The 12,129-nt window shown below is 75.1% G+C and carries 9 protein-coding genes; 7 read left to right on the top strand and 2 right to left on the bottom strand.

The window, feature by feature from the left end:
• Positions 1-67 precede the first annotated feature (67 nt).
• Both ACFV04_RS05975 and ACFV04_RS05970 read right to left on the bottom strand, forming a co-directional pair.
• Complete coding sequence (locus ACFV04_RS05975) at positions 68-571, bottom strand: SRPBCC family protein (protein ID WP_380527086.1); 504 nt, start codon at positions 569-571, stop codon at positions 68-70.
• Positions 572-685: 114 nt separating this feature from the next.
• Positions 686-2,467, bottom strand: coding sequence for a glycoside hydrolase family 15 protein (locus tag ACFV04_RS05970; protein WP_380527084.1), 1,782 nt, complete (start codon positions 2,465-2,467; stop codon positions 686-688).
• Positions 2,468-2,668: 201 nt separating this feature from the next.
• Here ACFV04_RS05970 and ACFV04_RS05965 point away from each other — a divergent pair, with 201 nt between their 5' ends.
• The 7 genes from ACFV04_RS05965 (at position 2,669) to ACFV04_RS05935 (ending at position 12,096) form a co-directional block, all read left to right on the top strand.
• Positions 2,669-3,475: an SAM-dependent methyltransferase gene (locus ACFV04_RS05965; protein ID WP_380342240.1), complete on the top strand. Its 807-nt coding sequence runs from the start codon at positions 2,669-2,671 to the stop codon at positions 3,473-3,475.
• 193 nt (positions 3,476-3,668) lie between these two features.
• Positions 3,669-5,783: a putative bifunctional diguanylate cyclase/phosphodiesterase gene (locus tag ACFV04_RS05960; protein ID WP_380342243.1), complete on the top strand. Its 2,115-nt coding sequence runs from the start codon at positions 3,669-3,671 to the stop codon at positions 5,781-5,783.
• Positions 5,784-6,341: 558 nt separating this feature from the next.
• Entirely contained in the window at positions 6,342-7,457 is a 1,116-nt protein-coding gene (locus ACFV04_RS05955) for a glycosyltransferase (RefSeq protein ID WP_380342245.1), read from the top strand.
• Positions 7,457-8,773, top strand: a complete 1,317-nt coding sequence (locus tag ACFV04_RS05950) for a glycosyltransferase (RefSeq protein ID WP_380342248.1) — start codon at positions 7,457-7,459, stop codon at positions 8,771-8,773. The genes ACFV04_RS05955 and ACFV04_RS05950 overlap by 1 nt, the downstream gene beginning before the upstream one ends.
• A gap of 7 nt (positions 8,774-8,780) precedes the next feature.
• Positions 8,781-10,151 (top strand): lipopolysaccharide biosynthesis protein, encoded by a 1,371-nt coding sequence (locus tag ACFV04_RS05945; RefSeq protein ID WP_380342251.1) that lies wholly within the window; start codon positions 8,781-8,783, stop codon positions 10,149-10,151.
• Positions 10,148-11,281 carry a glycosyltransferase gene (locus ACFV04_RS05940; protein WP_380527081.1) on the top strand — a complete coding sequence of 378 codons (1,134 nt, stop codon included), beginning with the start codon at positions 10,148-10,150 and terminating at the stop codon, positions 11,279-11,281. The genes ACFV04_RS05945 and ACFV04_RS05940 overlap by 4 nt, the downstream gene beginning before the upstream one ends.
• A complete protein-coding gene (locus tag ACFV04_RS05935) occupies positions 11,278-12,096 on the top strand; it encodes a polysaccharide deacetylase family protein (protein WP_380342256.1) in 819 nt (272 codons plus the stop codon). Before ACFV04_RS05940 ends, ACFV04_RS05935 begins: the two co-directional genes overlap by 4 nt.
• The last annotated feature ends 33 nt before the right edge of the window (positions 12,097-12,129 follow it).

The following is a 12,129-nucleotide window of genomic DNA, read 5'->3' as shown; positions in this document are numbered from 1 at the left end:
GACAGATTTCGAAAGCTGTCAGCTGTCATCTGTTCGCTGAAAGTCGTCGGCTGACCTCCGTCATCCGTCAGCCGTGTCCCTCCGTCGCGCCGCCCGCCAGGTATGCCGCCAGCCCGCGCCGCCCACGGCGCATCATCACCGCGTGGTTGGCCCGGAACACCGGGTGCAGCGGCAGGGCCAGGCGGCGCAGCAGCGCCTTCCCCGGCCGGGTGTCCTCCTCGAACAGCACCCGGGTGCCCGCCCGGCCCTCACCCGCACCCCCGCCGGCCGGGGCCTCCGGGGTCTCCGGGACGACGGTGAACCGCGACCAGCCGTCGAGGTCACCCCGCATCGCGACCTCCAGTACCCCGGTCGCCGGGTCGCGTCGACGTGTCTCCAGGCCGATCACCAGCCGGTATGGCAGCAGGGCGCGCACCACCATCTCCCCGGAGTCCTCCCCGGTCCGCCGGGCGTCGAGGATCTCGGGCCACCAGCGGGGGTAGTTCCCGACGTCCTCCAGCGCCGCGAACACGGCCGGTGCCGGTGCCGCGAGCCGCCAAACGCCCTGGAAACGGTAGTGGTTGGGGTCCACGGCCCCACCCTAGCCCCGCGTCGGGCCTCCCGGACCCGTTCCGGCCCGCACCGCCACCCCTGCCCCGGCTCGCACCGCCACCCCCGGCTCGCACCGCCACCCCCGGCGTCGCCGCTACTCCGGTTCGGCCAGGGCGAAGGCGGTGTTGACCAGCGCCACGTGGCTGAACGCCTGTGGCGTGTTGCCGAGTTGGCGGCGGGCGTACGGGTCCCACTCCTCGGAGAGCAGCCCGAGGTCGTTGGCGAGCCCGACCACCCGCGCGAACAGGGCGCGTGCCTCGTCCGTCCGCCCGGTCGCGGCGAGCGCGTCGGCGAGCCAGAACGAGCAGGCCAGGAAGGCGCCTTCGCCGCCCGGCAGCCCGTCGCCGTTCGTCCCGGCCCGGTAGCGGCGTACCAGCCCGCCGTGGTCGAGGCCGTCCCGGACGGCGTCCACGGTGCGCACCACCCGGGGGTCGTCCGGCGGCAGGAAGCCGCTCTTGACCACGAACAGGGTGGCCGCGTCCAGCCCCCGCCCGCCGTAGTGCTGGACGAACACGCCGCGTTTCCGGTCGTAGCCGTTCTCGCAGACGTCGGCGTGGACGGCGTCGCGCAGCGCCCGCCAGCGGTCGACCGGCGCGGGCAGTCCGGTGGTCTCGGCGAGCCGTACGGCGCGGTCTGCGGCGACCCAGCACATCACCTTGGAGTGGACGAAGTGCCGCCGTCCGCCGCGCACTTCCCACAGTCCTTCGTCCGGCTCGCGCCAGTGCTGTTCGAGGTGGTCCATCAGCGAGCGCAGCAGCGTCCAGACGTGCCGCTCCATCGGCAGTCCCGCCAGCAGTGCGAGGTGGAGGGTGTCCACCACCTCGCCGTAGACGTCGAGTTGGAGCTGGTCGACGGCGGCGTTGCCGAAGCGGACCGGCCGCGAGCCCTCGTACCCGGGCAGCCAGCCGGCGACGGTCTCGCCGAGCACCCGCTCCCCGGCGACCCCGTACACGGCCTGGACGTGGCGGGGGCCTCCGGCGATGGCGCGCAGCAGCCAGCGGCACCAGGCGGCGGCCTCCTCCCGGAACCCCCCGCGCAGCAGGGCGGAGAGGGTCATCGAGGAGTCGCGCAGCCAGCAGAAGCGGTAGTCCCAGTTGCGCGTGCCGCCGATCCGCTCCGGCAGGGAGGAGGTGGCGGCCGCGACGATCCCGCCGGTGGGGGCGTAGGCGAGCGCCTTGAGGGTGAGCAGCGACCGCAGGACGGCGGTGCGCCACTCGCCCCGGTACCGGCAGCCGGACGCCCAGTGCTGCCACCGGTCGAGCGTGGCGAGCAGCGCCTGTTCGGGGTCGGTGCGCGGGGCGGAGGTCAGGTGGGAGGGCTGCCAGGTGAGGACGAACGGGACGCGCAGTCCGGCGGTGACGGTGAACTCGGAGACGGTGACGCCGTCCAGTCCGTAGGTGTGGACCCCGGGGGGCACCCGCAGCCAGGCGGAGTCGGGTCCGGCGACGGCGACCCGGTGGTGCGCGGTGCGCCGGACCCACGGGTCGATCCGGCCGTAGTTGAAGCGCAGTCGCAGGGCGCCGCGCATCGGGACGGTGCCGTCGAGGCCCTCGACGATCCGGATCAGCTGGGGGTCGCGCTGTCCGCCCCGGCCGCGCTGCGGCATGAAGTCCGTGATCCGCACCCGTCCGTCGGGGGCCTGCCACTCGCTCTCCAGGACGAGGGTGTCGCCCCGGTAGCGGCGGGCGTGGCACTCGGCGGCGCCGGCCGGGGCGATCCGCCAGGAGCCGTGGTCCCGGTCGCCGAGCAGTCCGGCGAAGCAGCTGGGGGAGTCGAAGCGGGGCAGGCAGAGCCAGTCGACCGATCCGTCCCGGCCTACGAGGGCGGCGGTCTGCAGGTCGCCGATGAGGGCGTAGTCCTCGATGCCTCCGGTCATCACGCCCATTGTGGGGCGCATCCCCGGTGCCCCGCACCGCAGGAGGGGGTGCCGGGGAGGCCCGGAGGCCCCGGGAGCCGGGCACTCCGCTTGCACCCGTTCGGGGTGCGGAGGAGGATCTTCTGTGCTTGTAGTCTCAGCTGTCACAGCAGTGCCCTCGTGGCACTGCCTCCCCGCAACCGGAGTGAAGGAGTCACAGGCATGCGGCGACCGAGCTGGGTACCGGAGGGTACGGACCTGGACAAACCGAACGCCGCGCGGGTCTACGACTACTACCTCGGGGGCTCGCACAACTTCGAGGTCGACCGGGAGATGGCCCGCAAGGCGCTGGCGCTGTGGCCGGAGCTGCCGCAGATCATGCGCTCCAACCGCGCCTTCCTGCGCCGCGCGGTGACCTTCCTCGCCGAGCAGGGCGTCACCCGCTTCCTCGACATCGGCTCCGGGATCCCGACCTTCGGCGCGGTGCACGAGATCGCCCGCGCGATCCGGCCCGAGGCGAAGGTCGTCTACGTGGACCGCGACCCGGTCGCCGTCGCGCACAGCCGCCTGCTGCTCCAGGACGACCGGGCCAGCGCCGTCGTCCAGGCCGACCTGCGCGACGTCGACGACCTGCTGGCCCGCCCCGAGGTGGCCGAGCTGCTGGCGGAGGGCGAGCCGGTGGCCGTGCTGCTGGTGGCCGTCGCGCACTTCGTGAGCGACGACGAGGACCCGTGGAAGCTGGTCGGCGTGATCCGCGACGCCCTCCCGCCCGGCAGCGCGCTGGTGCTCTCGCACGCTTCCCTGGAGGGCCGCCCGGACCAGGCGGAGGACCACCAGAAGCTCTACCGGATGACGCCGACCCCGCTGACCATGCGCACCCGTGCGCAGATCACCGCGATGTTCGCCGGCTTCGAGCTGGTCGAGCCGGGCGTGGTCTACCTGCCGCAGTGGCGCCCCGATCAGCCGGAGTCGGTCGGCGAGCACCCCGAGCGGATGACCGGGGTGGCGGGCGTGGGGTTCCGCCCTTGAGCGGACGCGACGGACGACGCACCGACGGCCGCCCGCCCCGCGCGGCGGCCGCCGGGAGCAGACCGCTGGGCACGGGCCGGCGCGCGGCACCGACCGCGCCCGCCACGCCCCGGCCGGACGGCGCCTTCCGGACGGCGGTCAGGCCCCGGCCGGACGGCGCCTCGCGGCCGGACGGCGGACCCGGGGCGCGCCGATGAACACCGTCCCGGCACCCGGCGGCGCCGACCGGTTCCACGAGGACTGGGCCCGGCTGCTCTCGGCCGACCACGGCATCGCCGTCCACCCCGACCTGCTCAACCGGCTGGTCGCCCGCACCGCCGCGCTGCTGCACCGCGCCCAGGAGGGTGAGCCCTTCGAGCCGCGGCTGGCCACCCAGGCCGGGGCCGAACTGGTCGACGCGCACTTCACCGACCCGGTGCTGCTGGCCCGGGCCGTCGAACTGCTCCAGGCGCAGCGGCTCGGGGACGGCCGCGGCCCCGTCCTGACCGGCGCCTTCGCGGCCGGCTGGGCCGCCGCCCTGCGCGAGCGCACGCTGCGCGAGCAGGAGGCGATCCGCACCGCCGCCGACACTGCCCGCAAGGAGGCCGAACGGGCGCTGCGCGCCTCCGAGGCCCGGTTCCGCGCACTGTTCGAGAGCGCCGCGATCGGCATCGGCATCGGCGACACCGACGGCAACATCATGGCCGTCAACAAGGCGCTGCAGGAGCTGTTCGGCGCGGGCCCCGCGGACATGATCGGCCGCCGGGTCGGCGACCTCGTGCACCCCGAGGACACCCCGGGCGTGTGGGAGGCGTACGAGGAGCTGATCAGCGGCAAGCGCGAGTACTTCCAGTTCGACAAGCCGTACTACCGCCAGGACGGCGAGGTGGTCTGGACCCATCTGACCGTCTCGCTGATCCGTGACGACGACGGCACCCCGCAGTACCAGGTGGCGATGCTGGAGGACGTCACCGACCGCTACCGGCTCCAGGAGCGGCTGCGTCACCAGGCGACCCACGACCCGCTGACCGGGCTGCCCAACCGCGCGGCCTTCTTCGAGCGGCTGGAGAAGCTGTTCGAGGACCCGGAGCCGGGTGCCCGCTTCGGCCTCTGCTACGTCGACCTCGACGGCTTCAAGGTGGTCAACGACAGCCTCGGCCACGACATGGGCGACCAGTTGCTGTCCGCGGTCGCCGCCCGGCTGAAGGCCGCCCTGACGCCGCTCGGCCACCTGGTGGCCAGGCTCGGCGGCGACGAGTTCGTCGTCCTGCTGGAGAAGTGCCGGGGCGAGCAGGAGGCGGTGGCCGCCGCGAAGTCCGTGCTCAAGGCGCTGGCCGGGCCGGTGCTGATCGGTGACCACAAGCTCGCCGTGGGGGCCAGCGTCGGCGTGCTGGAGCGGCGGGTGTCCACCACGACCCCGGGCGCCGCCGTCCGCGCCGCCGACCTCACGCTGTACCGCGCCAAGGAGGCCGGCCGCGGCCGCTGGACGCTGTTCGACCCCAAGGAGAACGCCCGCGCGGTCAGCCGCTACGCGGTGTCGGTGCGGATGCCCGCCGCCCTCGACCGCGGCGAGTTCTTCATCGACTACCAGCCGCTGTACCGCCTCGCCGACGGCCGGCTGGCCGCCGTGGAGGCGCTGGTGCGCTGGCGCCACCCGCAGCTCGGCGTGCTCGGCCCGGACGAGTTCGTCACCACCGCCGAGGAGACCGGGCTGATCATGCCGCTCGGCCGCTGGGTGCTGGAGCAGGCGTGCGGTCAGGCCGCGGACTGGATCAAGCGGTTCGGCGACGCGGCGCCGCAGCTCAACGTCAACCTGGCGGTCCGTCAGGCCCGCAGTGCCGGGCTGGTGTCCGACCTCGCCCGGATCCTGGACGGCACCGGACTCGACCCCGCCCGGCTGCAGTTGGAGATCACCGAGTCGACCGTGGTCGGGCCCGAGGACGAGGCGCTGCGCACCCTGCACGGGCTGGTCGACCTCGGGGTGTCGCTGGCCGTCGACGACTTCGGCACCGGCTGGTCCAACCTGGCCTATCTGCGCGACCTGCCGGTCTCCGGCCTGAAGATCGCCGGGTCCTTCGTGGGCGACCTGCATGAACCGGGGAAGGACGAGTCCACCGGGTGGCGGATCGTCAGCGGGCTGGTGTCGATGGCGCACGCGCTCGGGCTGAACGTCACTGCCGAGGGCGTGGAGACCGCCAGGGACGCCGAGCGGCTGCGGACCATCGGCTGCGACTGGGCGCAGGGCTGGCACTTCGGCCGCCCGGTGCGGCCGAACGAGATCGCCCGGCGGATCGTGGAGGAGCCGAAGGGTCGTCCGGTCGAGGGCTGAGGTCCTCCTGGCCCTGCCGCGGGCCCGCCTGGATCCACCCGGGCCTTCCCGCGGCCTTCCCGGGCCCGGGTGACCCCGGGCGGCCCCGAGTTCCCGATCCCCGGGGTGCCTGCGGCGGCCCGGGTGGGCCGCCCCGGCCTCCAGGCGCCCGAACGCGACGGCGCTCAGCAGTCCCGTCGGGGCGCCACACCGCCCAAATTTCACTGATTGTCACCAAAAGTAGCGACAAAAGCGGGCAGAAGCCCCTTGACGTGACTGTCAGTACCGGCGGAGGATGGGGTCCTGGCCACCTTTCACTCGAGGGTGTGGGAGGAGCATTCGGCCAGTTCGTACGATCGGCGCCTCCGGGCGCCGGGAGCACCGCGGCGGTGCGCACCCCCTTCGGCCGTCACAGCGCTCTCCATCGTCAGCCCTTGGGTTCCGCCCCCGGGCTTCCTCACCGGGCTCGACCCGCGCGTATCCGCCCGCACCGGTCGCCCGTTCACCGGACAGCAGGGGCCGCGCCGCCGGCGCCCGCCCGCCGCCTCCCTCCGAGAGGCCGCTCAGATGAGCATTCTCATGCCCCCCAACGCACACTCCCGCCCTGCCCGGAGCCCCGGCTCCGAGCCCGATCAGACCGGCCCGGGCTGCCGGGCACCCGACGCCCCGCCCGACGGGTCGACCGGCGCCCCGGCGGACGCCGAAGCCGACGGGCCACCCGGCCACTCACCGGAGGCGGCCGTCCGCCCGGCTCCTTCCCCGGCCCCCGCGCCGGCCGCCGCCTCCGCCGCCCCGGCCGTCCCAGTCGTCGCGCCGACCGCCCTCCCCGTCGTGTCCGCCGCGCCCGCGCCCGCCCCCTCGGTCGACGGCCGGGCCGCGCAGGGCCACCCGAACCGGCGCGCCGACGACCAGAAGCGGCGGGCCGAGGACCGCACCGGCCGCCGCCGTACGGACCGCCCGATGCGCCGCGCCGGTGACGGCGTCGTCACCACCCATACGGTCAGCCTGGTGATCCCGGCCCACAACGAGGCCCGCAACATCCCCTGGGTGTTCGAACAGATCCCCCGCTGCGTCGACGAGGTCATCCTGGTCGACGGCGCGTCCAGCGACGCCACCCTCCCGATGGCCCAGTACTGCCTGCCGACGGTCCGCAGCGTCCAACAGCGCGGCGCCGGCAAGGGCAACGCCCTGCGCACCGGGTTCGCCGCCGCGACCGGCGAGTACATCGTCATGATGGACGCCGACGGCTCCATGTGGCCCGGCGAGATCCCGCACTTCCTGCACTTCCTGGACAACGGGTTCGACTTCGTCAAGGGCTCGCGCTGCATCGCCGGCGGCGGCTCGCTCGACTTCACCCGGATCCGCTCGCTCGGCAACCGGGCCCTGCTCGCCGTCGTCAACAGACTGTACGACGCGCGCCTCACCGACCTGTGCTACGGCTACTGCGCCTTCCGCCGCTCCTTCCTGGACGCGCTCGACCTGCGCTCGACCGGCTTCGAGATCGAGGCCGAGATGACCGCGCACGCGCTGCGCTCCGGGCTGCGGATCGCCGAAGTGCCGAGCCTGGAACTCCCCCGCCGCAGCGGTCGCTCGCACCTCCACGCCGTCTCCGACGGCCGCCGGGTGCTGAGGACCCTGATCGCCGAGCGTCCCGGCGCCCGGTCCCCGGCGAACGCCCCCGCGGGGGAGCACTGATGAATGGCACCGACCGGCGCACCGAAGCAGCCTGCCCGCGCCCCGCCGCTCGAAACTCGCTCCACACCCCCATCCGCGTCGTCGACCTGGACCTGGACGAACCGAGCGGGCTGCGCTCGCCCGGCGGTCTCGGTGCTGCCGCCCCGGACGGACGCGTGTTGGCGTTGGTGCGGCTGCACGGACACCCGCTCGGGCTGGTCACGGCCACCGGGGCAGCCGGCCAGAGCGCCGCGTTGCGTCGGGCGCTGGTCGACGCCGCTCACCGGGAACTTCGCGTTCCCGCCCTGTCCACCGCGACACCCGCGGCGCGTCCCGGTCGGGTCGGCCGCGCCCGGGTGCCCGCGGACCCGGTCACGGTCAGCGTGGTCGTCGCCACTCACAACCGGGCGGGCCTGCTGCGACCGTGCCTCGACTCCCTGCTGCGGAACGGCTATCCGCGGTTCGAGGTCATCGTCGTGGACAACGCCCCTGCCGACGACACCGCCGAACGCCTGGTCCGTGACCGGTACCGGGGCCGGGTCCGCTACCTGCGCGAGCCGGTGGCGGGCCTGGCCCGGGCCCACAACACGGGGCTCGCCGCCGCCCGCGGCGAGATCACCGCCTTCACCGACGACGACACCCTCGCCGACCCCGGCTGGATCGCCGCCCTTGCCCAGACCTTCGCCGAGGACGGGCGGATCGGGTGCGTCACCGGCCTGATCCTGCCCGCCGAGCTCGACACCCCGGCCCAGGCCGCCCTCGAATGCCACGGCGGCTTCGCCAAGGGCTTCGCCGCCCGGACCTGGACCCTCGCCGACGGGCCCGCCGACCCGCTCTTCCCCTTCGCCGCGGGACGCTTCGGCTCCGGCGCCAACATGGCCTTCCGCACCGCCCCGCTGCGCGCCCTCGGCGGCTTCGACCCCGCCACCGGCACCGGCACCCCCGCCCGCGGCGGCGACGACCTGCTCTCCTTCTTCCGCATCCTGGTCGCCGGCCACGCCCTCGCCTACGCGCCGGACGCCATCGTCTGGCACCGCCACCGGCGCACCATGGACGCCGTTCCCGCCCAGGCCTTCGGCTACGGCGCCGGCTTCGGCGCCTACCTCGCCGCCGCCCTGCACCACGAACCCGCCATGCTGCCCGCCCTGTTGCGCCGCCTCCCCGGCGGCATCCGGTACGCGGTCCGCCGCGCACGCACCCGGCCGGACCCGGGCGCGGCGGGCCGCCGCCCCGGCAGGCGGCTGGCCCGGCTCGAACTCCAGGGCCTGGTCTACGGGCCGCTCGGCTACGCGCGCAGCCTGCGCAGTGCCCGGGCCGCGAGCCGGACGGCGAGGTGAACGGCCCGTGTCCGCGCGCGCCGTGCCCGCCGTCGCGCCCGCCGGAGGCCGTCCCGCGTGCTCCTGCCCGCTGCCGCTGCCCTGCGAGTGCTCGTACCCGGCCCTGCTGCGGGCCCGGGTGCGCGCCGCGACCGCCGGTGAGCCGCTGCTGCGCAACGGGCACGTACTGACCGCCAGTTCGGTCCTCACGGCAGGGTTCGGCGCGGTCTTCTGGATGCTCGCCACCCGCTGGTACGGCGCGGAGTTCGTCGGGCTCAGCTACGCCGTACTCACGGCCGCGACGCTGATCTCCGAGATCGGCCAGCTCAACCTCGCCGACGTGCTGATCCGCTTCGTGCCCGCGGCCGGCCAGGGCACCCGGACCCTGCTGATCCGCTGCTACCTGATCGCCACGGCCGCCAACGTGGTGGTCGGGAGCCTCTTCCTCGTCCTCGTCCCGGTGGTCGCACCGGACCTCGGCTTCCTGCGCAGCCCGCCGGTCGCCCTCGCCTTCCTCGCGATGACCGCGGGCTACACGCTGTTCGTCCTCCAGGACGGTGCGCTGACCGGCCTGCGCCGGCCGGGCTGGGTGCTCGGCGAGAACGCCCTGTTCGCCGTCGCGAAGATCGTGCTGCTGGCCGGCCTGGCGGGTTGGGCGCTGCACGCCGGGATCCTGATCTCCTGGGCCGGAGCCCTGCTGGTCGCCCTGGTCACCGCCAACACGGTGCTCTTCCGCCGGATCCTGCCCGCCCGGGCCCCCGGCCGCAGCGCCACGAGCGCCGTGCCGCGGCTCGCCCGCTACGCCACCGCGGACTACCTCGGCGCCCTGCTGCGGCTGACCGCGGCGACCGTCGTCCCGCTGGTCGTCCTGGACACCCTCGGGCCGGAGCAGATCGCCTACTACTCGCTCGCCTGGGTGATCGCCTACACCTTCTACCTCGTCGGGCTCAACATGGGCAGTTCGCTCATCGTCGAGTCCGCCGGGGCGCCCGGCCGGCTGGCCGAGCACGGCCGCCGGGTGCTGCGGCACGCCGGGGCCCTGGTCGTGGCCGGCGTGCTCGTCACCGTCGTGGCCGCGCCGTGGCTGCTGTCGCTGTTCGGCTCCGACTACGCCGACCACGGCACCGCCCTGCTGCGGCTCCTGGCCCTGTCCGCCGTGCCGCACCTGGTGCTCAGCGTCGCCGTCGACACCGCCCGGGCCCGGCAGCGACTGGGCCCGATCATCGCCCTGCAGGGGGCCTACTGCGTCCTCGTGCTCGGTCTGACGGTCTGGCTGCTGCCGCTGTTCGGCCTCGTCGGCGTCGGTCTGGCCTGGCTGATCGCCGCCACCGTCCTCGCCGTGCCGCTGCTGTGCGCCCTGCCGCGGTGGCTCCCGACAACCGAACGGAGTCGGCCGTGAACACCCCGGGCCTGTCCGTCATCGTGTGCGCCTACACGCTCGACCGCTGGGCCGACCTGTGCGAGGCGATCGACTCCCTGCGCGCCCAGCGGCAACCGCCCGAGGAGGTCGTACTGGTCGTCGACCACTGCCCGGACCTCGCCCGCCGGGCCGCGGCGGCGTTCCCCGACGTGCGGGTCCTCACCAACCGGGAGCGGCGCGGCCTGTCCGGCGCACGCAACACCGGGGTGCGCGCCGCCCGCCACGAGGTGGTCGCCTTCCTCGACGACGACGCGGCCGCCGAACCCGACTGGACGGTCCGCCTGTGCGCGCCCTACCGGGACCCGGACGTGTACGGCGTCGGGGGCCTGGTGGTGGCCCGCTGGGAGGCCGGCACCCGGCCGGACTGGTTCCCGCCCGAGTTCGACTGGGTGGTCGGCTGCTCCTACCGCGGGCTGCCCGTCCACCGCAGCCCGGTGCGGAACTTCATCGGCGCGAACATGTCCTTCCGCCGCCGCGAGGCGCTCGCCGTCGGCGGCTTCCGCACCGACCTGGGCCGCGTCGGCACCCGCCCCCTCGGCTGCGAGGAGACCGAGTTCTGCCTCCGCCTCGCCGAGCGCCACCCCCGGGCCGTGCTGCTGCACGAACCGGCCGCCGTCGTCCACCACCACGTGCCGCCGGGCCGGGCCGCCTTCGCCTACTTCCGTTCCCGCTGCTACGCCGAGGGCTGGTCCAAGGCCGCGGTGGCCCGCCACCGCGGGGCCGGCGCCGCCCTCGCCAGCGAACGGAGCTACCTGCGTTCGACCGTGCCGCTCGCGCTCGTGGGCTGCCTGCGCCCCGGCGGCGGCGGACCGCGACGCGCGGGCGCACTGGTCGCCGGAGTGGCGCTCACCGTGGCCGGGTACGCGCTCGGCCGCGTCCGGGCACTCGTGCCGCGGTCCGGCGGGTCCGGGTCCGGGTCCGGCGGGCCCGGTGGGGCCGGGACGGCTGCGCCCGGCACGGCACCCCGGGCCGGGCGCGCCCCCTCGGCCGTGCCCTCCGGGTCCACCGCGTCGGCCGTGACGTCGGCGTCCACCGCGTCGGCCGCGCCGTCCGGATCCGTCGCACCGGCCGCCGGAGAGGCGCCGGGACGACCCGGAGGCGGGCCGTGACACCGGTCGTCCCGGTGCTCCTGTACCACTCGGTCAGCGACGACCCGCCCGAGTGGATCGCCCCTTTCGCCGTCACGCCGAGGGTCTTCACCGAGCACCTCGACCGGCTCGCCGCGGCCGGCCGGATGGTGGTCCCGCTGCACCGCCTGGTCACCGCCCTGCGCGGCGGACCGGCGATGCCGGACCACTGCGCGGTGCTCACCTTCGACGACGGCTTCGCCGACTTCTACTGGACCGTGGCCCCCCTGCTCGGCGAACGCGACCTGCCCGCCACCCTGTTCGTCACGACCGGGGCCCTGCACACCCCGGGCCACTCCGCCGAGGGCAGCCTGCTGCCGCCCGCCGAGATGCTCAGCTGGCGCCAGCTCGCCAACCTCGACGCGCTCGGCATCGAGATCGGCGGACACTCCCGCACCCACCCCCAGCTCGACACCGTCTCCCGGCGGCGGCTGCGCGAGGAGGTGGGGGGCTGCAAGGAGCAGTTGGAGGACCTGCTGGGCCACTCGGTCGACTCCTTCGCCTACCCGCACGGCTACTCCAGCCCGGCCGTGCGCCACTGCGTCCAGGAGGCCGGCTGGACCAGCGCCTGCGCCGTCGCCGACGCCTTCAGCTCCTCGGCCGACGAACCGCTGCGGATCGCCCGGCTGATGGTGCGCCGGGACACCCCGCGCCGGCTGTTCGGCCAGTGGGTCGAGGGCACCGGCGCACCCGTCTCCCCGTTCCCGGAACGCCTGCGCACCAAGGGCTGGCGCGCCTACCGCAGGCTGCGGGCCGGCCTCGGCAGCCCGGCCGGCGGGCCGCCCGCCGGTCCCTGACCCGCCGGTCCCTGACCCGCCGGTTCCTGACCC

Source organism: Kitasatospora sp. NPDC059599, assembly GCF_042735125.1.
Lineage (GTDB): Bacteria > Actinomycetota > Actinomycetes > Streptomycetales > Streptomycetaceae > Kitasatospora.
Note: the sequence above shows the minus strand (reverse complement) of the source record. Positions and strands in the feature narration are given on the sequence as shown.